Source organism: Vibrio sp. 10N.261.55.A7, assembly GCF_002877365.1.
GTDB lineage: Bacteria > Pseudomonadota > Gammaproteobacteria > Enterobacterales > Vibrionaceae > Vibrio.
Map to the genome: position 1 here is coordinate 35,343 of NZ_MCWZ01000304.1, position 25,178 is coordinate 60,520.

General features: G+C 44.8%; 23 protein-coding genes. 6 read left to right on the plus strand and 17 right to left on the minus strand.

Features of this window, described 5'->3' with window-relative positions; all coding sequences use genetic code 11:
• Entirely contained in the window at nt 1–1,428 is a 1,428-nt protein-coding gene (locus tag BCU12_RS17905; protein ID WP_102405611.1) for a DNA polymerase Y family protein, read from the plus strand.
• Between the two features lie 12 nt (nt 1,429–1,440).
• A complete protein-coding gene (locus BCU12_RS17910) occupies nt 1,441–4,512 on the plus strand; it encodes an error-prone DNA polymerase (RefSeq protein ID WP_102405612.1) in 3,072 nt (1,023 codons plus the stop codon).
• Nucleotides 4,513–4,869: 357 nt separating this feature from the next.
• Here BCU12_RS17910 and BCU12_RS17920 read toward each other — a convergent pair whose 3' ends face one another.
• Together BCU12_RS17920 and BCU12_RS17925 are read right to left on the minus strand one after the other, a co-directional pair.
• Nucleotides 4,870–5,817, minus strand: coding sequence for a chemotaxis protein CheV (locus BCU12_RS17920; protein WP_102405613.1), 948 nt, complete (start codon nt 5,815–5,817; stop codon nt 4,870–4,872).
• A gap of 122 nt (nt 5,818–5,939) precedes the next feature.
• Nucleotides 5,940–7,157 (minus strand): ROK family protein, encoded by a 1,218-nt coding sequence (locus BCU12_RS17925; protein ID WP_102405614.1) that lies wholly within the window; start codon nt 7,155–7,157, stop codon nt 5,940–5,942.
• A 261-nt stretch (nt 7,158–7,418) separates the two neighbouring features.
• On the opposite strand from BCU12_RS17925, the gene pyk reads away from it, so the two are divergent.
• Nucleotides 7,419–8,864: a pyruvate kinase gene (pyk, locus tag BCU12_RS17930; protein WP_102405615.1), complete on the plus strand. Its 1,446-nt coding sequence runs from the start codon at nt 7,419–7,421 to the stop codon at nt 8,862–8,864.
• Between the two features lie 21 nt (nt 8,865–8,885).
• Here the strand turns inward: pyk and BCU12_RS17935 are convergent, their stop codons facing one another.
• Together BCU12_RS17935 and BCU12_RS17940 are read right to left on the minus strand one after the other, a co-directional pair.
• On the minus strand, nt 8,886–10,073 hold the full coding sequence (locus BCU12_RS17935; protein WP_102405616.1) for a patatin-like phospholipase family protein: 1,188 nt from the start codon (nt 10,071–10,073) through the stop codon (nt 8,886–8,888).
• 12 nt (nt 10,074–10,085) lie between these two features.
• Nucleotides 10,086–10,175, minus strand: coding sequence for a YnhF family membrane protein (locus BCU12_RS17940; protein WP_102405617.1), 90 nt, complete (start codon nt 10,173–10,175; stop codon nt 10,086–10,088).
• 130 nt (nt 10,176–10,305) lie between these two features.
• Here BCU12_RS17940 and BCU12_RS17945 point away from each other — a divergent pair, with 130 nt between their 5' ends.
• From BCU12_RS17945 to BCU12_RS23080, 3 genes are all read left to right on the plus strand, one after another.
• Entirely contained in the window at nt 10,306–10,890 is a 585-nt protein-coding gene (locus tag BCU12_RS17945) for an outer membrane beta-barrel protein (RefSeq protein WP_102405618.1), read from the plus strand.
• 477 nt (nt 10,891–11,367) lie between these two features.
• Nucleotides 11,368–12,837, plus strand: coding sequence for a sodium-dependent transporter (locus BCU12_RS17950; RefSeq protein ID WP_102405619.1), 1,470 nt, complete (start codon nt 11,368–11,370; stop codon nt 12,835–12,837).
• A 2-nt stretch (nt 12,838–12,839) separates the two neighbouring features.
• Entirely contained in the window at nt 12,840–12,935 is a 96-nt protein-coding gene (locus tag BCU12_RS23080; RefSeq protein WP_017034046.1) for a MetS family NSS transporter small subunit, read from the plus strand.
• 65 nt (nt 12,936–13,000) lie between these two features.
• Here the strand turns inward: BCU12_RS23080 and BCU12_RS17955 are convergent, their stop codons facing one another.
• From BCU12_RS17955 to plsX, 13 genes are all read right to left on the minus strand, one after another.
• Nucleotides 13,001–13,408, minus strand: a complete 408-nt coding sequence (locus BCU12_RS17955; protein WP_102405620.1) for a hypothetical protein — start codon at nt 13,406–13,408, stop codon at nt 13,001–13,003.
• A gap of 158 nt (nt 13,409–13,566) precedes the next feature.
• Nucleotides 13,567–15,000: a PTS glucose transporter subunit IIBC gene (ptsG, locus tag BCU12_RS17960; protein ID WP_102405621.1), complete on the minus strand. Its 1,434-nt coding sequence runs from the start codon at nt 14,998–15,000 to the stop codon at nt 13,567–13,569.
• A 444-nt stretch (nt 15,001–15,444) separates the two neighbouring features.
• Nucleotides 15,445–16,212, minus strand: coding sequence for a YchF/TatD family DNA exonuclease (locus BCU12_RS17965; protein ID WP_102405622.1), 768 nt, complete (start codon nt 16,210–16,212; stop codon nt 15,445–15,447).
• Nucleotides 16,203–17,165 (minus strand): DNA polymerase III subunit delta', encoded by a 963-nt coding sequence (gene holB / locus BCU12_RS17970; RefSeq protein ID WP_102405623.1) that lies wholly within the window; start codon nt 17,163–17,165, stop codon nt 16,203–16,205. The genes BCU12_RS17965 and holB overlap by 10 nt, the downstream gene beginning before the upstream one ends.
• Nucleotide 17,166: 1 nt before the next feature.
• On the minus strand, nt 17,167–17,802 hold the full coding sequence (tmk, locus tag BCU12_RS17975) for a dTMP kinase (protein ID WP_102405624.1): 636 nt from the start codon (nt 17,800–17,802) through the stop codon (nt 17,167–17,169).
• Nucleotides 17,799–18,815: an endolytic transglycosylase MltG gene (gene mltG / locus BCU12_RS17980; protein WP_102405625.1), complete on the minus strand. Its 1,017-nt coding sequence runs from the start codon at nt 18,813–18,815 to the stop codon at nt 17,799–17,801. Before mltG ends, tmk begins: the two co-directional genes overlap by 4 nt.
• Nucleotides 18,812–19,615: an aminodeoxychorismate lyase gene (gene pabC, locus BCU12_RS17985; protein ID WP_102405626.1), complete on the minus strand. Its 804-nt coding sequence runs from the start codon at nt 19,613–19,615 to the stop codon at nt 18,812–18,814. Before pabC ends, mltG begins: the two co-directional genes overlap by 4 nt.
• A 105-nt stretch (nt 19,616–19,720) precedes the next feature.
• Nucleotides 19,721–20,962 (minus strand): beta-ketoacyl-ACP synthase II, encoded by a 1,242-nt coding sequence (gene fabF, locus BCU12_RS17990; protein WP_102405627.1) that lies wholly within the window; start codon nt 20,960–20,962, stop codon nt 19,721–19,723.
• 90 nt (nt 20,963–21,052) lie between these two features.
• Complete coding sequence (acpP, locus tag BCU12_RS17995; protein ID WP_005595964.1) at nt 21,053–21,286, minus strand: acyl carrier protein; 234 nt, start codon at nt 21,284–21,286, stop codon at nt 21,053–21,055.
• A gap of 234 nt (nt 21,287–21,520) precedes the next feature.
• Nucleotides 21,521–22,258: a 3-oxoacyl-ACP reductase FabG gene (fabG, locus tag BCU12_RS18000; RefSeq protein ID WP_102405628.1), complete on the minus strand. Its 738-nt coding sequence runs from the start codon at nt 22,256–22,258 to the stop codon at nt 21,521–21,523.
• Nucleotides 22,259–22,297: 39 nt separating this feature from the next.
• On the minus strand, nt 22,298–23,224 hold the full coding sequence (gene fabD / locus BCU12_RS18005; protein ID WP_102405629.1) for an ACP S-malonyltransferase: 927 nt from the start codon (nt 23,222–23,224) through the stop codon (nt 22,298–22,300).
• Nucleotides 23,225–23,321: 97 nt separating this feature from the next.
• Nucleotides 23,322–24,272: a beta-ketoacyl-ACP synthase III gene (locus BCU12_RS18010; RefSeq protein WP_102405630.1), complete on the minus strand. Its 951-nt coding sequence runs from the start codon at nt 24,270–24,272 to the stop codon at nt 23,322–23,324.
• A gap of 5 nt (nt 24,273–24,277) precedes the next feature.
• The coding region (gene plsX, locus BCU12_RS18015; protein WP_102405631.1) for a phosphate acyltransferase PlsX at nt 24,278–25,178 on the minus strand (901 nt) is incomplete at its 5' end.

Sequence of the window (25,178 nt, forward strand, 5' to 3'; positions counted from 1 at the left end):
GTGCAGATCTGGCTCTATTTACATTTCCCAAACCTCCAATTAGACGCGCTTTTTTCCCAGCACGCCGATCTGCCTTTGGTTATCGTCGACACGAAGAAGCACCAGATCGTGCAACTCAACTCAAAAGCCGAAGAACACGGCATCAAATTTGGGATGGGTCTGGGTAGCGCCGCGGCTCTGTGCTCCAACTTGCAGGTGCACGCTTATGATGATCACACTGAACAGCAGACCTTAACCAACATTGCGCAGTGGCTCTACTTAAAAACCTCAGATATTACGCTTTATCCTCCTCAAGGGATCCTGCTCAAAATCACCAATATGCTCTCTCTTTATCAAAACTTAGAGTGTTATTGGCAAGCCACACATCAGCATCTTGACAAGCTCAACCTTCGCTATCAATTTTCAACGGGACTCTCTCCTTATTCAGCGATGTTACTGGCAAAATCGGCGAAAAACAGGATTTTTAGCAGCAAAGAGTCGATACTTTCTGAAATCCACTTACTTCCTCTCAGTATCAGTGAGCTTGATCAAAAGCAGGTAGAGCAACTCAGTCGTATTGGCATTAACACATTCCAAGAGCTGCTTGCTCTGCCGATGCAAGAGCTCGCCAAGCGGTTTAATATTGATTTGGTCAACTACGTGGGGCGCTTGCTTGGGCAATTTAAACACCCAGTGATCTTGTATCACCCCCCAGAATCCTTCAGGAGCTACCTAGAGCTACTGTTTGATATAGATAACGTACAGTGGTTAGAAAAACCACTGATGAAGCTCCTCAGGCAGTTAGAGCTGTTTTTAACACTACGTAATCAGGTCGCGTATGAACTGCGTCTAACGCTTCACCTCCGTGATCATGATGACCAAGCGATCATGTTTACTTCCGCAGCGGGCGATTACCTAGAAAGCAAATGGACAACATTGTGTCGATTGTCTTTGGAGTCAATCACACTCAACGCGCCAATTCATGGCATCACACTGAGCATTGCTCGGGGTGGAGAGCGTCAAAGCACGACCCAAGATATTTTCTGTGGCACCAAAGGCCAACAGACAGAACCAGAGCTGCTCTCTTTACTGCAAGCGAAATTAGGAAAAGAGAGGGTATGTAAAATGTCTAAAACCGATGATCCAAGACCTGAAAAGTCTACCCTGCTCTACAATCCGAGCCAATACAAGTCAGGGAAATACACCGAAACAAAGCGGATCAGCCACAACACAGAGCCAAGGCTTCGACCGTCGTTGATGTTTCCAACCCCACAGCCGCTGACCGAGAAAGTCTCTATCATCAATGGGCCAGAGCGTATCGTAACAGGATGGTGGGATGGCGATGACATGGCCCGAGATTACTTCATAGCCCGCAGTAATGAAGGACGCTGGATATGGGTCTTTCGCGATCAACAAAAACGTTGGTATTCACATGGCCAATTCAGTTAGCCGAGTCGTGCGATGAGATACGCAGAGCTTTTTTGTCAGAGCAATTTCTCTTTTCTAACGGGCGCTTCACATGCTGAAGAGCTTGTGATTCAGGCTGATTTTTTACGCTATCAAGCCATTGCAATCACCGATGAGTGCTCGGTTGCGGGCGTAGTCAGAGCCCATACGGCCATCAAAGACCACCAACTGGCCATTCAGCAAATCATCGGCAGCATGTTTTGGTTAAATGCCGATTGCCAATTAGTGCTGCTTTGCCCAAGTAGAGAAGCTTACGCAGAGTTGTGCCGAATCATTACCAATGCCAGAAGACGGGCGAGCAAGGGAGAATATCAACTCTCTGAATGGGATATTATGTCTGTGCAGCATTGTCTTATACTCTGGCTCCCTTGCCACAGAAAAACGGATCATCATTGGGGAAACTGGTTAAGCCAGCATCACTCGCATCGATTGTGGTTAGGACTTCAACGTCACCTCAAGTCCAATGATAAAGAGTACATCGCGCACTGTGAAACTCTCGCCACAGAGTTTCATCTGCCTATTACTGCCTGCGGTGGTGTACTCATGCATAACGCAACCCGACTCCCCCTTCAGCACACACTCACTGCGATTAAACACGGCAAAACATTAGATGCCATTGGTCAACACATGTTAACCAATGCTGAAACCGCGCTTCGCAGTCAAGAGAAAATTGCAAAGCTGTTTCAACCACAGTGGATCGCAGAGAGCCATCACATTGCCGAGCGGTGTGATTTTCAGCTAGATTCACTACGATACGAATACCCTAGCGAACTCATTCCTGACCAACTCACACCCATTAGCTATCTGCGTCATCTTACAGAACAAGGCAAGAAACGCCGCTTTCCTAATGGCGTGCCTAACGATATCGCTCAAACTATAGAAAAAGAGCTGATACTTATCGAGCAACTTGATTACGCCTTCTTCTTTCTCACCATTCATGACATTGTGATGTTTGCGAAAAGGCAACGTATTCTCTATCAAGGCCGTGGCTCTGCGGCGAATTCCGTCGTTTGTTACTGCCTAGAGATAACCTCCGTGGATCCAAGACAAGTCTCTGTCTTGTTCGAGCGTTTCATCAGTAAAGAGCGCAATGAACCACCCGATATTGATGTCGACTTTGAGCACGAACGGCGAGAAGAGGTCATTCAATACATCTATAAGAAGTATGGGCGTGAACGCGCAGCCCTTGCCGCTTCTGTTATTTCCTACCGCTTTAAAAGTGCACTTAGGGATGTCGGTAAAACACTGGGGATCAATGAAACTCAACTCGATTTTTTCATCAAGAATGTGAATCGTCGTGATAGGCAGTTAGGTTGGCAAGCTCAGTTAGTTGAGTTGGGCTTGAAACCTGACTCTCTCAAAGGTGAGCAGTTTATCTCACTCGTCAATGAGATCATCGGCTTTCCTCGCCACCTTTCTCAACATGTCGGGGGATTTGTTATCTCTTCTGGCCCTTTGTATGAACTGGTCCCTGTTGAGAATGCTGCGATGGAAGATCGCACGGTCATTCAGTGGGACAAAGACGACTTAGAAAGTCTGGGCCTATTGAAAGTGGATGTTTTGGCCTTAGGCATGCTGACCGCGATTCGTAAATGCTTCTCGTTGGTAGAGCAGCATCATGGCCGTACTTTGAGCATTGCCGATATCACCCGAGGGGCCGACGACCCAGATGTTTATCGTATGATTCAACAAGCCGACACGATTGGCGTTTTTCAAATTGAATCACGTGCACAGATGAGTATGCTGCCGCGGCTTAAGCCCAAATGTTATTACGATCTAGTGATTCAAATTGCGATTGTACGCCCTGGCCCGATTCAGGGAGACATGGTGCATCCATTCTTAAAGCGGCGGGATGGGATCGACCCCGTATCCTACCCCTCAACAGAGGTAGAAGCCGTTCTTTCTCGCACCATGGGCGTGCCTATTTTCCAAGAGCAAGTGATCAAGTTAGCCATGGTTGCGGCAGGCTTTAGTGGTGGTGAAGCCGATCAGCTTCGCCGAGCAATGGCCTCCTGGAAAAAGAGCGGAGACTTAATCAAATTTAAGCACAAGCTCATCGATGGCATGCTTTCTCGCGGCTACGAGAGAGAGTTTGCCGAGCGTATCTTTGATCAAATTTGCGGCTTCGGTGAGTATGGGTTCCCGGAAAGTCATTCCGCCTCATTTGCGGTCTTAGCCTATTGTTCCGCATGGCTTAAATACTACTATCCAGAAGCATTTTATACGTCATTACTGAACAGTTTACCCATGGGTTTCTACAGCTCAGCTCAGCTGGTGCAAGACGCTAAGCGGCATAACATCAGGATATTACCAGTGTGCGTCAACTATTCTGATTACCAACATCAGGTTGTTCACTGCGACTCAGGGCTCGCGATTCGTCTTGGTTTACGGCAGATAAAGGGCGCAAGCCATGACGGAATGATGCAATTGCTGAAAGCAAGGCCAGCAACCGGCTATCAACATACCCATCAACTTCAGCATATCGGTCTCAACAAAAAAGACCTAGAACGATTGGCCTCAGCCGATGCCATGCATGAGTTTGCCCATAATCGCTACCAGACTCGTTGGAGCATGATGAACTCAATCACTGACTTACCGTTATTTCAGAATATGGATGAGCTCAATGAAAAACCACTATCAGGCCCAAGTGCCATGCAAACCCTCGCTGAAGATTACACCTCCACAGGGCTTTCTCTTACCCAACACCCCATCACCCTACTTGATAATGCCAACTGGCTTGGAACCTTTACTCGGCAGAGAGAGCTGCGAACAAAAGCCCACCAATCAATGGTCACGGTAGTGGGTGTCGTCACGGGGAGACAGTCTCCAGGCACGGCGGCTGGCGTCACTTTCTTCACTCTAGAAGATGACACCGGCAACATTAACGTCGTGGTTTGGCAGGCAACAGCAAGAGCTCAAAAACAAGCCTACCTGACGTCAAAAGTGTTAATGGTCAAAGGGATATTAGAGCGTGAGGGAGAGGTCACCCATATTATTGCCGGACGGCTAATTGATTTAACCGATCATTTAGAGCGCTTAGAGACGAAATCTCGAGATTTTCATTAGGATCTGTTGAACTTTCGAGCTGATTTTTGCAGCAGTTTGTGGTTAATTTATACAAGGCAGAGGCTTTGAGGTGTAATGTGCTACATAAGAAGCCGATAACGCGGTAGAAATAAGCCACAAACGCTGCCCGAAGGGTTCGGCTAAAATCGTTTTATCCTTTGTTAATGAGTATTTGCTTAGAATGACTAGGCTACACACTCATTGCCTCGCCTAAAACGATTTTATCTCGAACAAAACTTAACCACGAAAGATCAACAGACCCTAGCAATCAACGCCTTTTAGACACAAAAATAGGGAGCGAACTCCCTATTCTACACATCACTTTATGTTCTCAACATCATTCACTGCCACTACAAATCAGCTAGACAGTAAAGAGCGCAATCTGTCTTGCGCGACTTGAACTAAAAGGTCTGGCTGAAATTTAGAAATAAATCGATCGCATCCCACTTTCTCAACCATGGCTTCATTAAAGTTTCCACTTAGGGAAGTATTCAATGTGATATACAAATCTTTCATTCGTGGGTCATTGCGAACCTCAAACGTCAATTTATAGCCATCCATTTCAGGCATTTCCGCATCGGTTATCATCAACAACAACTCGGAATTGATGTCTTTCCCTTCATCACACCACGACTTCAGTAAATTAAGGGCTTCAAGGCCATCGCTACACTCAATGATGTTCAGCCCAAGCTGAGAGAGCGTGCCTTTAACCTGGTTTCTTGCTGTCGAGGAGTCATCAACAATAAGAACGTTGCGACCAATCATCTGTGTTGACAAATCTTCGTCCAGAACCCCTTCCGAAATAGAAACATCATAATCAATGATTTCAGCCAACACCTTCTCAACATCAATAATTTCAACGATATGCGATTGGTCTTCTTCTTTAATATGCGTAATTGCCGTCAGGTAATTCGCCCTACCCGCTGTTTTGGGTGGTGGCTGAATCTCTGTCCATGCCGTGTTGATAATGTTTCTAACCTGACCAACTAAGAACCCCTGTGTCGAGCGGTTATATTCAGTGATGATCAAGTTTTGCTCTTCTGCTTCACCTCGAACGGGTGGAAAACCAATCGCACTGCGAAGATCAATGACAGGAACCGACTCTCCCCTTAGGGAAGCAACGCCCGTAATGTTGTAGTGAGAGCCCGGCATTTTTGTCAATACAGGGACCTTAAGTACTTCTTTAACCTTAAACACGTTAATAGCAAAAATCTGACGGCTATTTAAGCTGAACAACAGCAACTCAAGACGGTTCTCACCGACAAGGTTTGTTCTTTGGTCAACTGAATTTAGAACTCCGGACATAGAATCTCTCGGGATTGGTGGCCTATAAATAACATAGTCCATAGTAAGAGGCTTAGACAAAAAATAAACCCACATAACAGACTTGTCACGTGGGTTCTTCTTAATGCGTTACATAGCGCGTATTAGCCTTCAATAACTTTCATCAATAGCAGGCCATCAAAAAGGGCTTGTTTCACCAACGCTGCGCCGGGCATCGTCGCTTGCTTGTAAAATCGTGATTCTACGAGCTCGAGATCATGATGATACACCGGTAAGCTTTGCTCTTTAATGCAGTTTGAAATCTGAGGGTACAAGACATCTTTCGCCTGATTGATCACGCCACCGATGAGGATTTTTTCTGGATTAAATAGGTTAATCACAATGGCAATCGCCGCCCCTAAATAACGGCCGAGTTTTTCAATCACATCAACGGCAAGAGGATCGCCATTCGCCGCAGCAGAACATATTGACTCAATTGTCATTTCTTCTAGCGAGCTCAGAGAGGATTCTTCACCATTTTCGATACGTCGAACCACTTCTTCTCGAATCGCTTGAGAGCTTGCTACGGTTTCAAGACACCCACGGTTGCCGCAATGACACTGTTTGCCATTCGGGTCGATTTGAATATGCCCCAACTCACCAATGTTACCGTGACGACCTTGTAGCACTCGGCCATCCAAGATAATCCCTGCGCCTAAGCCATGGTGAATGGAAATCAAAACAGAGTTATCGTTGTCTTGAGAATGACCAAACAGTTTTTCAGCGAGTGCCCAAGCACGTGTATCATTCGCCACGAAAACCGGCAGTCCTGTTGCTTTATAGATCTCAGGGCCTAACGCCAAATCCTTCACATTATAGTGAGGCATTTGCAACACGATACCATCTTCAGAGTTCACCAAGCCAGGTAGCGTAATCGCAATACTGGTGACCCTATCGAGCTGCTCAGAATAGGTTTGGAAAAACTCGTCTATCTCATGGAGCAGTCGAGCAAGCACATCGTCCTGATCCAGTTCATGAATATCAATTTTGGTATCAATGAGAACATCACCACCTAGTTCGTGCAAAGCAATGGTCAAGTAACCTCGCCCTAGACGCATAGATAGGAATTGCCAACCTTGATTATTCACTTGTAAACCGACAGCAGGTCTTCCTCGGCTGGTCGACTCTTGCACGGTGGTTTCATGAATAAGATGTGACTCTATTAACTCACGAGTAATTTTAGTAATACTTGCAGGTGCAAGCGCACTCTCTTTCGAAAGATCGATTCGAGATATAGGACCTTTCTGGTCTATGAGTTTATAGACTCGACCAGCATTGACTTGCTTAATATGATCAATGTGACCGGGTTGGGCCATGTACATGATGTACTCCAAAATTCAACAACATATTAATTTTTTTACTTTGCGAAGTAATTGTGAAGTGCTTTGATAGTTTGCCGTGACAGGTATCACGTAGAAAGATTCATCTTTGCGGAATATGTCGAATTGTTACGGATTTATCATTCAGCACTTTTTTAACTCCGCGAAGTAATTGTTGGTATGACACGGAATAGGAATGATAAGTCAGCCAAATTGCAAACACCGCATATACTTAAGTAGCTAAGTGTAATTTAGGAGAACAGGATGACCCCAGCGACACGAAGAACAAAGATCGTTACAACCCTTGGCCCTTCCACAGATAAAGATGACAACTTACTCGAGATAATAAAAGCAGGTGCAAACGTTGTCCGCATGAATTTTTCGCATGGTACAGCAGAAGATCATAAAAATCGAGCAGCTCAGGTTAGAGCAATCGCCGCCAAGCTCGGAATTCATATTGCTGTACTCGGTGACTTGCAAGGGCCAAAAATCCGAGTTTCAACGTTCAAAGAAGGCAAAGTGACACTCGAAGAAGGCGACCGTTTTACTCTAGACAGTGACCTAGGCTTGGGTGAAGGAGACAAAGAGTCGGTGGGCCTTGATTACAAAGAGCTCCCTGAAGACGTCGTACCGAATGATATTTTGCTTCTTGACGATGGTCGCGTACAACTCAAAGTGGTCGCCGTTGACGGGAACAAGGTTCACACAACCGTTGTTATCGGTGGTCCGCTATCAAACAATAAAGGGATCAACAAAAAAGGTGGCGGACTCTCAGCTGATGCTCTCACCGAAAAAGACAAGAAAGACATACTTCTCGCGGCAGAGTTAAAAGTGGATTACCTCGCGGTCTCTTTCCCAAGAAATGGGGAAGACATGAAATACGCGAGACGACTGGCAAGAGATGCTGGGTTAGAAGCCAACTTAGTCGCTAAAGTTGAACGTGCTGAAACTGTCGCCACCGTAGAGAACATTGATGACATTATAATGGCATCAGATACCGTCATGGTCGCACGTGGAGACCTTGGTGTAGAAATAGGTGACCCAGAACTGGTTGGAGTACAAAAACAGCTTATACAGCGTGCTAGGGCGCTTAACCGCACCGTCATAACAGCCACACAAATGATGGAATCAATGATCAACGCCCCTATGCCAACCCGTGCAGAAGTGATGGATGTTGCGAATGCAGTATTAGATGGCACTGATGCGGTCATGCTATCGGGTGAAACCGCCGCAGGGTCTTACCCAGTAGAAACCGTGAAATCGATGGCTGAAGTCTGTGTTGGTGCGGAAAAAAAAGCCCTCGAAAACACCTCCAGCTATCGTATTGATCGAACTTTTGCGACCGCAGAAGAAACCATCTCTATGGCCACGATATACTCGGCTAACCATATGGAAGGCATTAAAGGCATGATTGCCCTAACCGAATCAGGGCGAACTGCGTTGATGATGTCGCGATTAAACTCCGGACTCCCTATTTTTGCACTTTCCAGAAATGAGGGGACACTTAATCGATGCAGCCTCTATCGTGGCGTTACCCCACTCTATTTTGATACATCAAAAGAAACAGGGGTAGATATCGCCATTGATGCTCTGAACTCTCTAAAGGAGAGGAAACTAGTCGAGTTTGGTGACATCCTCATTATGACTCAGGGCGATATTATGGATGTCGCAGGCTCAACCAACTGCTTAAGAATCTTACCCGTGACCTAAAAAGCAGCCAAAAAAGAGCGTTTATAGCTCATCCACCTCAGAATAGGGAGGCTCATTTAGCGAGCCTCTCTGACCAACTGCTTCGCTTTTTACGCTGGAGTACGTTCGAATGAACTGCTCACCAGCATCAAGCCCTAACTGATAATCATGAAGAAGATCGTCTTTATCACTCATTAAAGACTTAGATTTCAGTGGGCTGTCTGGCTTAATTTGAACGATAAAACAGTCATCTGGCGGATGATGTAGGAAATCTTGCGTTAATGAGTATGTCTGGTAATGCGCCATCAACATATCAGCCAAACCAGAGTCAAACTTGTCGCCAATGAGGTGACTTAATCGATAAATGTCATCGGCACCAAATAACCAACGCCCACCATTAATCGACTCCAAATGTTGATGACCCAATTTCTGTTGTTTCGATTTCACGACTTGTTGCTGGAAGAAACCATTCCAGTCCAGTTTCCACTGACCTAATTTCTCTTGCCACTGCTCTTGAATCGTATTCAGAGACTCCCGGTACCACTCCACATCACTCGGTATATTTTGCGCATCCACTTCCGTTTCAATATCTGCGCCCTCGGTTCGAATGACAACAATGCAGCGAGCTTCATTTCGCCATGCCTGTTGAACTGGAATGGCCGCTGAAACGCCACCATCCACATACCCTTGCCCATCAATCTCAACGTCAGAGGGATACAAGCGTGGAATGGCACAAGTTGCGACCATCACCTTGTACCAGTCTTCTTCCAAAAGAGGTAAATAGTGATCGTGTAATGTCGAACCATGAGTCACCGCCGCAAAGGCTTTTCTTTGCCCTAGCACTCTTCTTCCCATATCAATATCTAACTTGTAAGGCGGGCGACAAATGGTGTCTAGCGCCCATTCAATACCGAGGTATTGCTTGCGGCGAATGTAATGGAAAAGATGGAAGAAGCGGTCATCGGTGGTCAGGTCGATGAGGAAGGAATGGCCTAAGCCAGACTGGCGACAAAGAAACGCGCATAAATTTAATGCACCTGCAGAGGTACCATAAAATTCATCAAAGGGGTCAAATTGTTTCGCGAGAAAAGCATCTAGAACGCCGGCAGTAAAAATACTCCGTTGTCCACCACCTTGCGCAACGAGTGCGTGCTTTCCGAATATGTACTGAGAGAGACGATGCCTATCAACTTGGCTTGATAGATTGGTGACTAAACCACAATTTCTCATAGAGACACCCCACTAGTGAGTGATGACGACAACTCCAAAAATAGCCAAAATAGCAACAACGGTGGTCACAATTAAGAGCGCGTACTTTAGATCTTGTTCCATAGATTCCTCCTTGTCTGTATTAAAGTAATAACAGCAGTGTGAAGCATCTTCAAATTATGCGTATTTTTCGTGCACAATTATGCTGTTAGTCTCACACTTGATGAATGCATATTCGACAGGGTCACTCATTATGAAGCCGAAAATAATCTTAACTGCATTGGTTACTTTGATCACCGCTGCACCAAGCTACGCTGATATTTACCTCTCCCCTTGGATTGGCTATACAGGTGGTGGCGCTGTTGTTGATCAAAACGACGTCGAGTATGACCTTAAAGGCTCTGAAAGCTACGCTCTCACTCTGGAGGCAACGCTTGATAAAGGCAGGATCGGATTCTTCTACGGGCAACAAGATAGCAAGATAGAAAAGCTCAACGAAAAGAGCACCATTCGGTATCTACATTTACAAAGTAGTGTCTACTATCCGGTTGAAGATAAATTTCAGGCGTATGTCGGTGTTGGCCTTGGGGGGTCTCACGTTGATGTGAATTGGGCAGACAACAAGTATGGCTTTTCAGCCAGTATATTTGGGGGTCTCGAATATCAAATTAATGATGCAGTGGCACTTAACAGCCAACTCCGCTGGCTTGGTACCGTCGTCGATAATGAAACGACAGGCGTTTGTAACCTCCCCTCTTCAGAATCATGTGTGATTCGCTTCAAAACCGACTGGATGAATCAATTTTCGGCAAATGTAGGCCTGGTTGTACGCTTCTAATCTGAACGACCGAAAACCAATATAATGCTAGTCATTGACGAAAATTCAGTCATACGCTCTAAAAGATCAAAAAGTTTTATAGTCCACCTAAACATTAAAAACCAGTTTAACAACCCAGCATAATTATAATAATCAACATATACAGCCAATTATTGCTACTCACATCAACATTATTGCTGCTTTTACTGTAACTTTCGACAAACCAATAATATTGCACTTCAATAGTTAAATCGGTAATCTCCCGAACACTGCGTAGTGATTTATTTCAGTTTACGCAAACACAATTTAAAATAAGCAGAACAATATTCTGAGTTTTCTTAAGTTAACTAGATTTAAAATCTAAATTTTCGCAATATCACGGATGATAACGCAGCCCAAGAAGCCGAATTTAGTCGGCCACGCCTATCTTTCCTATTATTCGCCCAAAAAACCTAAGAAAAGCTTCATTCCTCAGAGAGTTGTAAGAAGGAGTTAATTATGAAGCGAGAACAATGGGGATCACGCGCTGGATTCATTCTAGCGGCAGTTGGTTCTGCAATCGGACTAGGAAACATTTGGCGTTTCCCTTACATGGCATACGAAAATGGCGGCGGCGCCTTTTTCATTCCTTACCTGTTTGCAATGCTGACAGCCGGTATTCCATTCATGATCATGGAATTCAGTATGGGCCAACGCAATCGCGGCTCTGCACCTATCTCACTATCCAAGATCAGTAGTAAATTCGAGTGGCTTGGCTGGTTCCAAGTGGGTATTGCGGCCTCGATTGCTGTGTATTATGTTGCGGTCATTGGCTGGTCAATTTCGTATTTAGGTATGTCATTCAATCAAAGCTGGGGAGCCGATACCAATGCTTACTTCTTTAGTGAATACCTAAAGCTTGGTGATAACTCACCGTCTAGCCTTGGCTCTATTCAGTGGAAGATAGCGGGTGCCATGCTTATTGCTTGGGCAGTGACTTACGCTGCGATTGTTGGCGGAGTTAAATCCGGTATCGAACGCGCGGCCAAAATCATGATGCCCGTGCTTTTCTTTATGGTCATTCTGCTGATTGGTCGTATGATTTTCCTACCTGGCGCTCTAAACGGTGTGAACTATCTCTTTGAACCTGACTTTAGCAAGATTTGGGATCTAAAAGTTTGGGCAGCCGCGTACGGACAAATATTCTTCACCTTAAGTATTGGCTTTGCCATCATGCTTGCCTACTCAAGCTACTTACCTGAAAAGTCAGACATCAACAACAATGCGTTCATGACTGTATTGATTAACTGTGGTTTCTCAATTCTAGCCGGTATTATGATCTTCTCGATACTTGGTTACATGGCACATGAACAAGGTAAAGAGCTGACAGATGTTGTTTCTGCGGGTGTCGGTCTTGCGTTTGTTACACTACCAGCTGCTATCAACGAATTACCAGCGCCATACATCTTAGGCCCACTTCTGTTCTTAGCACTGACCATCGCAGGTCTAAGTTCACATATCTCAATCATTGAAGCGGTGACGTCAGCAATTATCGACAAGCTAAAATGGGGCCGTAAAAAAGCGGCAACCATTGTTTGTGGTGTCGGCGCAATTGTCTCTTTAGCATTTGCAACAAATGGCGGCCTACTGCTTCTCGACTTGGTCGATTACTTTACCAATAACATTGGTATTGTTGTCAGCTGTTTTGTTGAGCTGCTACTTATGGTTTGGGTATTCAAAATTTCTAATGTTCGTAGCTACGTGAATAAAGTATCTGACTTTGAAGTCGGCCGTTGGTTTGAGATCTGCTTACGCTTTATCAGCCCTGCGATACTAGCCGTGATTGTTTTTAACACACTGAAAACAACACTGGCTGAAGGCTACGGTGGTTACGCTCAATCAGACCTACTCATGCTTGGTTGGGGTTTACTGGCATTACTATTCGTAGGTGGTGTGATCATCAACCTAACGAGCAAGAAGGAAGCTTAATTATGACAACTAGCGCAATCATCATGATGGTTTTAGGACTTGGTATTACATGGGGTGGAGCCATCTACTGCATTCGTAGAGCGATGAATAAGCAATAATAGTTCTACCGTTTATCATAAAAAAGCCAGCATTGCGCTGGCTTTTTTGTTGTTACTGTACCGTTTTAGAATGAGTACTTAATACCTACAGCCGCGCCAATTTGAAGGTGTAGCTTTTTGTAGAGATTCAATTCCGGGTGCACTTGAGCGTACATGTCCCAACCTTTGGGCAAGTCAACTTTTAAGCCTAGTGGCACTCGCGCACCAAAGTCATGCTCCCATTCTCCCCATGCACCAGCACCGACATACCACGATAGCGGCATCTCTGTATCAAAACGACCGCGTTCAATAATGTAATCAAACGCTGCCCCTTTGTTACCAACAGTGAATCGATACTGACTGTCTAGCTCAACCACCACGCTCAGCTGCTGATCAACCGCCATACCGACAGAAAGATTGGTGGCGCTCGAAGGCTCTTCAGAGAGTGCTGAAAAGGAAGCAAGAGTAGCAAATAAAGGGATAAGCTTTTTCATCGTATTCTCCAAAAAATTCTGCCTGCATTCTATTTTTTATTCGATTAAGGTTGTCAGCAGAAAGTAAACAGAAGTAAGAACACGTCAAAAAGCTTGATCAAAAAAGGAGGCCGAAGCCCCCTTATCATTATTATCCTATTAAACAGTTTTGGCAGTGATTACGCGTTGTTGCGAATCCACTCATCCATATCCGTTTTCAGGTTATCAGATTTTGTACCGAAGATAGCTTGAACACCACCAGATACGACAACGACACCTGCTGCACCTAGCTTCTTCAGTTGATCTTGGTCTACAGCTTCAGTATCAGCCACTGATACACGTAGACGTGTAATACAAGCGTCTAAACCAGTGATGTTTGCTTTACCGCCAAATGCTGAAACTAATTCACCAGCAAGCTCAGAACCTGTTGCTACTGATGCAACGTCATCCGCTTCATCTTCACGACCTGGAGTCTTAAGATCCATCGCTTTAATCACTGCGCGGAATACCACGTAGTAGATAACAGCGTAAACAAGACCTAGACCAACCATCAACATCATGTTCTGTGCGTTGCCAGACAATACAGTAAAGTCAATCAAACCGTGTGAGAACGAAGTACCGTGTACAATTCCAAACGTGTTAGTTAGGAAGAATGCAGAACCCGCTAGAAGCGCGTGGATTGCATAAAGTACAGGAGCAACGAATAAGAAAGAGAATTCGATTGGCTCTGTAATACCAGTAAGGAAAGAAGTTAGAGCCGCAGAAGCCATGATACCCATAACTTTTGCGCGATTCTCTGGCTTCGCAGAGTGAGCAATAGCGATTGCTGCTGCTGGAAGACCAAACATCTTAAACATGTAACCACCCGCTAGCTGACCGAAGCCATTACCAGCAGCACGAGATGCTTCATCAGCAACTAGGTAACAAGTCAGTACGCCATTTTGCGTTTCGCCCGCAGCATTTACACAGCTACCCGCTTCGAAGAAGAATGGTACGTTCCATACATGGTGAAGACCAAATGGGATTAGAGAACGCTCAACAATACCGTAGATACCGAATGCTACTTGTGGGTTTTGATCGGCAGCCCAGTGAGAGAATGAACCGATAGCCGAACCAATTGGTGGCCATACGATTGAAAGTACAACACCTAGACCAATAGCAGCAAAACCAGTAATGATTGGTACAGCACGCTTACCAGCGAAGAAGCCTAAGTACTCAGGAAGCTGTAGTTTGAAGAAGCGGTTGAATGCCCATGCAGCCACACCACCAACAAGAATACCGCCTAAAACACCCGTATCGATGCTCTCTACGCCCATAATGCCAGCCATAACGCTCAGCGTTGCTGTCATAATGCCGTAGCCAACGATCGCAGCTAAACCAGCTACACCGTCATTATTTGTAAAGCCAAGTGCAACACCTACTGCAAAAAGTAGTGCCATTTGACCAAATACCGAACCACCAGCTTGTTCCATTAAGTTTGAAACAATATCTGGAATGAAACCTAGATTGGCAGCGCCCACCCCAAGAAGGATACCTGCAACCGGCAATACTGATACTGGCAGCATCAGAGATTTGCCGACTTTTTGCAAGTTAGCAAAAAGGTTATTAAACATAATTGTGCTCCTGAATTAATTATTAGATTTTTCTGGGCGTTAACGGCATACCCCCGTAGCTTTGATGTTAGCACCCAACGAAAATGTAACCACGTATTGCATTATATTTTTCGGCTCTAAATATATATTGATGCCTCTCATGTTTTCTAGACAGTAACGAAATTTAGTTTCAAAACACTAGATAGATCACAGTCAAAAACGGTGTGTAACAACCTGCATTTAGGTTGTAAACCATTGTTATTATTTAATTAAAATAAAAACAGCATTAATTTTACGACGTAAATAAAATCCACCTAATTGTTATTTCATGTAACAAAATTACATAATTAGCTTTTCCGCCAAAATTTTCAACATATTTAGTAAACAATGATTTTTTCATGCTTCGCATCACTTCTGACACAAAAAAAAAGAGCCAATGCTCTTTTTTTATCCAGTTAACACATTCTATCGCAAAAAAAGATCCGTGTAGTTTTTGGTCGTTTTTTGTCCAACCTCACTTAAACTCAGGCCTTTAAGTTGCGCAATATACGCGGCGACCTCGACAACATAGGCTGGTTGATTCTCTTTTCCACGGTGCGGAACCGGTGCAAGATAAGGAGAATCGGTTTCAATCAGCAATCGTTCTAGGGGTAAAGATCTCACCACCTCTTTAAGCTCGTTCGCTTGACGAAATGTCACGATGCCAGAAATAGAGATATAAAACCCGAGATCCATCGCCGCTTCGGCAAACGCTAAGTCTTCAGTAAAACAGTGAATAACACCACCGCACTTATGAGCATTTCCTTCTTTTAAAATGGCTAGCGTATCTTCACGAGCATTACGAGTATGGATAATAAGCGGCTTATTTAGATCCACGGCAAGGTCGACCTGTTGAGAAAACCTCAGCTTCTGTAACTCAGCCGTTTCAGGCTTATAGTGATAATCCAAGCCCGTTTCACCAATGGCGACGACCTTTTGATGCCGCGCATACTCATGAAGTATGTCTAGAGCAAACTCACTTTCTACGTCGAGTGGGTGGACACCGCAAGATGCTTTCACGTGATCGTAAGGCGTGATCATTTCAATCATCTTTGGGAACGAATCTAGCGTGACACCGACAGAAAGCAGTTGGGTCACATTGGCTTCCCTTGCTTTATCAAGCACGTCATCAATCCCAGTGTGGCATTCTGTGTAATCGAGTTTGTCTAAGTGACAGTGAGAATCTACAAACATATTTCCTCATTAAATTTAATTAGCCAGTCTGAAATCAGCAATTCTGCATTAAGGCCAGGAAAGGTCCTGAGTTGGGTAATCAGTGAAGTAAGCTTATTACTTTGCTTGTACAGTAAATCATAGCTCATATGTTCAACGAGTTGTTTTGTAGCGGGACTGATTGAATCTTCGGTAATGTCAAAGTGCGCTTTTTGGGCACCACACAGTAGAAACCATAGCCATTGCAACTTTTCATCCGGGTTATCACTAAGAGTGCTGGCTAAGCCTATAAAATTCTCATCACCTCTCACAAACGACACCATTGATGCTTCAACTTGCTTATAGACTGACAACTTGCCTTCATCGATAAACGCTTGAAGCTTGAGTGGCGCGTTATCATTTAACTGTGCTATATAGTGAGAGACAGGTTGGTTTACTCTCTGGCTTACCCAATCCGACGCCTCTACAGAGCTAGGTGCACTGATTTCCCACTGCTGACAACGGCTGACTATTGTGGGCAATAGCAGCTCTCTTCTTTGTGTAACAAGTAAGAACACACATTGCTCAGCGGGAGACTCTAGTGTTTTTAGAAGCGCGTTAGCGGCAGATTCATTCATCGCTTCGGCAGGTTCGATAACAAATAGACGATAACCCGATAGCTGTGATGACTCCTGAGCGAGCTTATTGCACTGCCTAATCTGTTCAACCGAGATGCTCTTACCTTGCTTTTCTGGTGAGATAATATGAACATCAGGGTGATTAGAAGATTGCATCAAGCTACAGCTATGGCAGAAACCACAAGCTTCAGACTTATCGTTACTGCACATTAGCGCCTTGCTGAATGCTTGAACTAAACGTTCAGTACCCAGCCCATCTCGCGTATTTAATAACGTCGAGTTGGTAAAGGTATCGTTAGCAAGATTACGCTGCCAAAGCCGCCATGTACTCTCTAACCAAGGGTAAAGCTCAGCCATACTATAGGTTCTCGTTTAGCCAAGTAGTGAGTGCGTTCTTAATCTCTAATGCAACAAGCTCAATCTCTTGCTCTGCATTAATGATCGCGACCGTCGAATCTTCATTCGCAAGCTGCAGATATTTTTCGCGTGTTCTATCGAAGAATTCAATATTCATCTTCTCAATTCTATCGAGCTCACCTCGACCTCTTGCACGCTCTAAACCCACTCTTGGGTCAAGATCCAGATAGAGTGTAAAGTCAGGCTTAAATCCGGATAGCGTCGTCTCTTTCAATGCTTTCATGGTTTCAGAAGGTATCTGTCTACCACCACCCTGATAAGCTTGCGAGGACATATCATGCCGGTCTCCTACGACCCAAGAACCGTCGGTAAGTGCGGGCTTGATGACATTCTCGACTAACTGAACTCGAGCTGCGTACATGAGAAGTAGCTCAGTCATATCCTGAAGCTCTTCACCTGAATGTTCTTCTTTGACTAACGCTCGCATCTTCTCAGCCAGTACTGTTCCGCCAGGCTCGCGCGTTTGAGCAATGTTAGATACACCAGCGTCGTGCAGCGTCTCTAGAATGGCATTGATCGCGGTACTTTTACCTGCGCCTTCTAGGCCTTCAACAACTATAAATTTACCTGACTTCATTTTTGACTTCTTATCTCTTTTAAATAGGCCTGAACCGCCCTATTGTGATCTCTCAAATTCTTAGAAAAAACGTGCCCGCCTTTGCCACTGGCGACAAAGTACAGGTACTGTCCATCTTCTGGATTTAGAGCAGCAACAATCGAAGCTCTACCCGGCATCGCTATCGGTGTCGGTGGCAACCCATGAATCGTATATGTGTTATAAGGCGTTGGAGTGCGCAAACCCTTCTTGCCGATTCTCCCTTTGTAACTGTCGCCCATGCCATAAATCACCGTTGGATCTGTTTGTAATCTCATGCGCTTATTTAAACGGTTAACAAATACAGACGAAACGCGCTCTCTCTCAGACTCAACAGCGGTTTCTTTCTCTATGATAGAAGCCAAGATTAAGGCTTCATAAGGTGACTTTAGTGGAAGATCGGCTTGCTTGTTCTGCCATTCTTGCTCTAGTGTCTCACTAAGTTTGGCATATGCACGCTTTAAAATATCAAGGTCAGTTGTCCCTAAGGTGTAATTGTAGGTTTCAGCTAGCATCAAACCTTCTAGCTTTTTGTGTTCACTGCCTAGCGCATTAGCGATCTCTTCCTCAGTCAGGTCATCGATAGTGTGCTCTAGATGCTCTGCGGCAGCCAGTGATTCACGCCATTCATCAAACCGGCTTCCTTCAACGAAAGTAATCGAGAACTGATGCTCTTTACCCTTAATTAGAAAAGCTAAGCTATCTCGTAAACTCAGTTCAGGTTCGAGTAGGAAAGTACCCGCTCGTATTTTCGTTAACTCCGGGTACAAACGATGAATAAGGGGATCGTATTGGCTCTCATCAACCCAACCGGACTCAGCAAATTGGTTCAAAACCCCATTAAAACTTGTCCCTGATTTGATAGTAATGACTTGAGGGGCCTCTATTTTCAAAGGTTGGTCTAAGTGGGTATCAACCTGAGCAGACACATAGTAAAAGGCCCCAACAACAAATGCCGCCGCCAAAATAATTAGAATGAATAGCTTTTTAATCACGAACTGAATGTCTCCTGAAGTTCTCGTGTCAATGCGCCAACCTCAAAGGTTTTACCTAGAATTTTATTCACTGGGATAACGCAACAAATTGAATTGGTGATAAACACTTCATCAGCGCTCATCAAATGGCTAAGCGGGTAATTTCCAACCTCTAACGAAATGGCTTTAAGCTTTAACTCTTCAATGACTTGCTGGCGCATCACTCCAGCGACACCACTATTTCTCAATGACGAAGTATATAACTTCCCGTCTATCGCCCAAAATATATTGGCCATCGTCGTTTCCACAACATGATCCGAGATATCAAGCACCAAGCCATCGACAAGCCCCTGCTTATCTATATCCTGTTTTGCCAATATTTGCTCTAATCGATTATTGTGCTTGTGGCCAGCAAGTAATGGGTTGATTCCAAGACGTTTTTCACTCACGCCAAGCTCAATACCCAACTGTGACCACTGAGTATAATGTTCTGGATAATCAAAGTGACTAATTACAATGTTAGTATCAGAGATACCTGAAGAACTGTAACCTCGACCGCCCTCGCCACGCGTTATATTAAGACGTAAGCCTGCCTTTGAGGCATTTGAGGCGGCTTTACTAAGCCATTCGTGTACTTGGTTCCAATTTGGCTGAGGGATGTCTAATACTGTTAAGCATTTTTCCATTCTAGCTTGATGCAGCGGCCACTGCACAGGCTCACCACGACAAGTCAGTATTGTGGTAAAACATCCATCGCCATATTGAAACGAACGATCGGTGAGAGAAATATGATTACTAGGATGTCCATTTACCCAAAACATGCTTACGTACCTGTCCTTAGTTGGAATACATTTCCTAAAAAACAAAACGGCTTAATGCTAAGCATTAAGCCGTTTTAATACAAGTCAATTCAGGCTTGCGGTTATCTAGATCTTTTTGAAGATGAGACAGCCGTTAGTGCCACCAAAACCAAATGAGTTACATGCCGCATATTCCATCTCTACTTTTCGAGCAGTATGAGGAACAAGGTCAATGCCTAATCCTTCTTCTGGGTTATCCAGATTGATGGTTGGCGGAACCACTTGGTCGACCAATGACAACGCTGTAACGATTGCCTCAACTGAGCCAGCCGCACCAAGAAGGTGGCCAGTCATTGACTTAGTTGAAGAGACGAGTACTTGTTTTGATCCTGCTTCACCTAAAGCACGCTTAATGCCTTTCACTTCAGCAACATCACCCGCAGGGGTTGATGTACCATGAGCATTAACGTAACCAATCTGCTCACCAGTGATGCCAGCATCACGCATTGCAGCTTCCATCGCCAGTGCGCCACCAGAACCATCTTCGCTTGGAGAAGTCATGTGATAAGCGTCACCAGACATACCGAAGCCAACAAGTTCAGCGTAAATCTTTGCGCCACGCGCTTTAGCATGTTCATACTCTTCAAGTACCACCATGCCCGCACCATCACCAAGAACAAAACCATCACGGTCTTTATCCCAAGGGCGAGAAGCTTTTTGAGGTTCATCATTGCGAGTTGAAAGCGCTTTAGCAGCACCAAACCCAGCCATACCAAGCTCTGATGATGCTTTTTCAGATCCACCAGCTAGCATAGCTTCAGCGTCACCGTAAGCGATCATACGTGCAGCATGACCAATATTATGAAGACCTGTAGTACAAGCTGTAGAAATTGCGATGTTCGGTCCGCGTAAGCCACGCATGATAGACAAGTGTCCAGCAACCATATTGACGATTGTTGATGGAACAAAAAATGGGCTTACTTTACGAGGACCCTTTTCGATAAGAGTGCTGTGACCCTTTTCGATAAGCTCTAAGCCACCAATACCTGAACCTATTGCTACGCCAACGCGTGGAGCATTTTCCTCAGTGATTTGAAGGCCAGAGTCATCCATTGCTTGGATTCCTGCTGCGACGCCGTACTGGATGAATAAATCCATCTTACGAGCATCTTTTTTCGTCATATACTCTTCGCAGTTAAAGTCTTTGACTAGACCTGCAAAACGAGTAGTAAAATTGGTAGTGTCAAAGTGATCGATATCCACGATACCGCTTTGACCGGCTAGCAGGGCTTTCCATGAAGATTCTACAGAGTTGCCTACCGGTGACAGCATACCCATGCCAGTGACAACAACACGACGCTTGGACACGATATAATTCTCCGGAATTGAATTGGTTCTATGAAAGGGGTTGAAATACAAGAAAAACACAGGCGGCTAGAAAGCCGCCTGGGAGAGATATTACTGAGCGCTGTTTACGTAGTCGATTGCAGCTTGAACAGTAGTGATCTTCTCAGCTTCGTCGTCTGGAATCTCAGTATCAAATTCTTCTTCTAGAGCCATTACTAGCTCAACTGTATCTAGAGAATCTGCACCTAGATCGTCAACAAAAGATGCTTCGTTTTTAACTTCTGCTTCGTCTACACCTAGCTGTTCAACGATGATTTTTTTTACGCGTTCTTCAATGTTGCTCATTTTTCTTTTCCTTTACAGATGTCGCCTAAATGCGATGTTTCCGTAGTTTATTCAAACTATTGAAAGTTGCAAGGGGGACCTTGCTGGTCAAACCACAATTTTAGCGATTTTAACCGAAATTCAGTACATTTTTGACTTATATCATGCCCAAATGTTGAGCATGATATAATCATATTCTCCACATTGTAGAGCAAATTTGGAAACAAGCTCGCTCTTGTGTAGAAAACTTTGGTATTAAACCATATACATGCCGCCATTAACATGCAAAGTTTCACCTGTGATGTAAGCCGCTTCTGGAGACGCCAAAAATGCGACTGTTGAAGCGATTTCACGAGGGTCACCTAGACGGCCTGCAGGAACGTTCGACAATGTTGCTGCGCGTTGGTCTTCGTTAAGCGCCTTAGTCATATCAGTTTCGATAAAACCTGGAGCAACGGTGTTAACAGTAATGCCACGAGAAGCGACTTCGCGAGCCATGGATTTAGTAAAGCCAATAACACCCGCTTTCGCTGCTGCGTAGTTAGCCTGACCTGCGTTACCCATAGTACCCACAACTGAACCAACATTGATGATACGGCCATTACGCTTCTTCATCATGCCACGTAGTACCGCTTTTGACATACGGTAAATCGGTGTCAGGTTCGTATCAATGATGTCGTTCCACTCGTCATCTTTCATGCGCATTAGTAGGTTATCACGAGTAATACCAGCATTATTCACTAGAATATCGATAACACCAAACTCTTCATTGATTGTCTTCAATGTCGCCGCGATTGAGTCAACATCCGTCACGTTCAGAGCAAGACCTTTACCGTTCTCACCTAAATACTCACTGATTGCAGCTGCACCATTTTCACTAGTAGCTGTGCCGATAACCGTTGCACCGCGTTCAACCAACAATTCAGCAATTGCACGGCCGATACCACGGCTTGCGCCAGTTACAAGGGCAATCTTGCCTTCTAGATTGATCATTTGAATTTCCTTTTTGTCTTAGCTATATAATGCTTGCGATTAAGATTTTACAGCGTCAAGTGAAGCAGCATCATTAACAGCAGCCGCGCTAAGTGTTTTTACAATTCGTTTGGTTAGTCCAGTCAGTACTTTACCTGGGCCCAACTCATAAAGTTTTTCAACGCCTTGCTCGCTCATCAACTGTACACCTTCAGTCCAACGAACTGGGCTGTGAAGTTGACGAACCAAAGCCGCTTTAATTTTCTCTGGATCATTTTCAGCCATAACATCAACGTTATTGATCACTGGAAGAGTAGGTTCGTTGAACTCAATCGTTTCCAAGGCGACAGCCAGTTTGTCAGCTGCTGGCTGCATTAGAGCGCAGTGTGATGGTACTGAGACAGGTAACGGAAGTGCTCGTTTGGCCCCTGCTTCTTTACACAATGCTCCAGCGCGAGCTACGGCATCTTTATTACCCGCAATAACAACCTGACCTGGAGAGTTAAAGTTAACAGGTGAAACAACTTCACCTTGGGCTGCCTCTTCACAAGCTTTAGCAATCGATTCGTCATCTAAACCAATAATGGCGTACATAGCACCCACACCAGCAGGTACCGCTTCTTGCATCAGTTGACCACGTAGTTCAACTAATTTGATTGCTTCTTTAAAGTCGATGGCACCAGCACACACGAGTGCAGAGTACTCACCTAAACTATGACCCGCAAGATTCGCAGGTTGCTCCAAACCGAGCTCTTGCCAAACTCTCCAGATAGACACTGATGATGCTAAAAGCGCAGGTTGCGTACGGAAAGTCTGATTAAGGTCTTCTGCCGGGCCATCTTGAACTAAGGTCCAAAGGTCATAACCCAGTACTTCAGAAGCTTCAGCAAACGTCTGCTTAACTACATCATACTGTTCACCGAGTTCGGCAAGCATACCAAGAGCTTGAGAGCCTTGACCTGGAAATACGATAGCAAATTTGCTCATGTTATTTTCCTTAAACATATCTATGAAAGCGAAAAGGCACACAAAGAATCAAAATAGACTCTATCTATGCGCCTTAATCTAAAATTATTTCAAGGGGTTAAAACTTAACCAGAGCAGAACCCCAAGTAAACCCGCCACCAAATGCTTCTAGAAGCAGCATTTGACCACGTTTAATGCGTCCATCTCGAACGGCTTCATCTAATGCTGTCGGCACTGTCGCTGCAGATGTATTGCCATGTCGGTCTAGTGTAAGAACGACTTGATCTAACGACATCGATAATTTCTTTGCCGTCGCAGAGATAATTCGGTAGTTAGCCTGATGCGGTACTAACCAATCTAGCTCCGATTTATGCATATCATTGGCAGCAAGCGTGTCCTTCACTAATTTAGACAACTGAGTGACCGCAACTTTAAATACTTCGTTCCCCGCCATGTGCAGCCATTTATCTGCATCACCGCCACGCTCAGGCACTTCTAAGCTTAGAAGCTCGCCAAATTTGCCGTCCGAATAAATGTGAGTCGACAAAATACCTGGCTCTTCACTCGCACCAACAACAACAGCGCCAGCGGCATCACCAAATAAGATAATCGTTGATCGATCCGTAGGGTCACATGTCTTAGATAGCGCATCAGAGCCAATAACCAATACGTTCTTGCACATACCGGTTTTAATGTGTTGGTCCGCGACAGACAGCGCATAAACAAATCCAGAACATGCAGCGCCAATATCAAAAGCAGGACAGCCTTTAATTCCAAGTTTCCCTTGCACTTGGCAAGCCGAAGACGGGAATGTATGGCTACTACTTGTTGTCGCGACAATGATCAAATCAATATCGTTCTTGTCGATTCCGGCCATCTCGATGGCATTTTCAGCGGCAATATGGGCCATATCAGCGACGGTTTCGTTTTCAGCCGCAATACGACGCTCTTTAATTCCCGTGCGCGTTACGATCCATTCATCGCTTGTGTCTACCATTTTCTCTAAATCTGCGTTTGTACGCACTTGAGACGGCAGGTAACTGCCTGTACCTAAAATTTTGCTATACATGAAAACTAATAATGCCTCTCGAGTAAAACCGCCTCTAAGCGATCGCTGATACGACTTGGAACTTGTCGCTTGACCTCATGTACCGCTTCGCCCATCGCGTTAACAACAGCTGATACATCGGCACTTCCATGACTTTTAATAACAATGCCGCGCAATCCTAGCAAACTTGCACCATTATACTGGTCGGGGTTCAATGTTTTCAGTTCCTCAAATAGACCTGAAAATAACTTTCGAGCAATCCATCCTTTTATTGAACTCGTCATCATGCTTGATTTCAGCTTATCAATAAAGAGTTGAGCAGTTCCTTCGCACGCTTTTAAGCATACATTGCCGACAAATCCATCACAAACGACCACATCAGCCGCATCGTGTAACAGTTGATTGCCTTCAATATAGCCGATGAAGTTCACGGATTGGGTTTGAGAAAGCATTTCTGAGCAGCGCTTAACAAGGTCGTTACCTTTAATCTCTTCCGCACCGATATTAAGAATAGCGACTCTAGCAGGTCGTGACAGGTATTGTTCCGCCAAGGCACTTCCCATCACTGCGAATTGGAAAAGTGAATCCGCATCGCTCGACACATTCGCACCAAGATCCAACATCCAGGTTTTATTTCCTTGCGCTGTGGGCAAGGCCGATATTAATGCTGGTCTTTCAATTCCAGGAAGCAGCTTAAGACGAAAACGAGACAGTGCCATCAAAGCACCGGTATTACCGCCGCTTAGGCAAGCATCAGCCTCATTACTGGCTACGGCATCAATTGCCATTCGCATTGACGAGCCTGTGCTATTACGAAGAGCTAAGGAAGGTTTTTCAAAATTAGAAATGACTCGGTCACTATGCTCAACGACCAAGCGATCATTGGGTTCATAACCAAGTAAAGATAATTGAGTCGCGATCGAGGGT

Coding starts and splice junctions, on each gene's coding strand:
- BCU12_RS17940 (WP_102405617.1), bottom strand. CDS start 10,175: ATGGAACAAGATCTAAAGTACGCGCTCTTAATTGTGACCACCGTTGTT.
- BCU12_RS17910 (WP_102405612.1), top strand. CDS start 1,441: ATGAGATACGCAGAGCTTTTTTGTCAGAGCAATTTCTCTTTTCTAACG.
- fabD (WP_102405629.1), bottom strand. CDS start 23,224: ATGAGCAAATTTGCTATCGTATTTCCAGGTCAAGGCTCTCAAGCTCTT.
- BCU12_RS18010 (WP_102405630.1), bottom strand. CDS start 24,272: ATGTATAGCAAAATTTTAGGTACAGGCAGTTACCTGCCGTCTCAAGTG.
- BCU12_RS17955 (WP_102405620.1), bottom strand. CDS start 13,408: ATGAAAAAGCTTATCCCTTTATTTGCTACTCTTGCTTCCTTTTCAGCA.
- pabC (WP_102405626.1), bottom strand. CDS start 19,615: ATGTTTTGGGTAAATGGACATCCTAGTAATCATATTTCTCTCACCGAT.
- ptsG (WP_102405621.1), bottom strand. CDS start 15,000: ATGTTTAATAACCTTTTTGCTAACTTGCAAAAAGTCGGCAAATCTCTG.
- tmk (WP_102405624.1), bottom strand. CDS start 17,802: ATGAAGTCAGGTAAATTTATAGTTGTTGAAGGCCTAGAAGGCGCAGGT.
- BCU12_RS17920 (WP_102405613.1), bottom strand. CDS start 5,817: ATGTCCGGAGTTCTAAATTCAGTTGACCAAAGAACAAACCTTGTCGGT.
- acpP (WP_005595964.1), bottom strand. CDS start 21,286: ATGAGCAACATTGAAGAACGCGTAAAAAAAATCATCGTTGAACAGCTA.
- BCU12_RS17945 (WP_102405618.1), top strand. CDS start 10,306: ATGAAGCCGAAAATAATCTTAACTGCATTGGTTACTTTGATCACCGCT.
- fabG (WP_102405628.1), bottom strand. CDS start 22,258: ATGATCAATCTAGAAGGCAAGATTGCCCTTGTAACTGGCGCAAGCCGT.
- BCU12_RS17950 (WP_102405619.1), top strand. CDS start 11,368: ATGAAGCGAGAACAATGGGGATCACGCGCTGGATTCATTCTAGCGGCA.
- BCU12_RS17935 (WP_102405616.1), bottom strand. CDS start 10,073: ATGAGAAATTGTGGTTTAGTCACCAATCTATCAAGCCAAGTTGATAGG.
- pyk (WP_102405615.1), top strand. CDS start 7,419: ATGACCCCAGCGACACGAAGAACAAAGATCGTTACAACCCTTGGCCCT.
- BCU12_RS17965 (WP_102405622.1), bottom strand. CDS start 16,212: ATGTTTGTAGATTCTCACTGTCACTTAGACAAACTCGATTACACAGAA.
- BCU12_RS17925 (WP_102405614.1), bottom strand. CDS start 7,157: ATGTACATGGCCCAACCCGGTCACATTGATCATATTAAGCAAGTCAAT.
- holB (WP_102405623.1), bottom strand. CDS start 17,165: ATGGCTGAGCTTTACCCTTGGTTAGAGAGTACATGGCGGCTTTGGCAG.
- BCU12_RS23080 (WP_017034046.1), top strand. CDS start 12,840: ATGACAACTAGCGCAATCATCATGATGGTTTTAGGACTTGGTATTACA.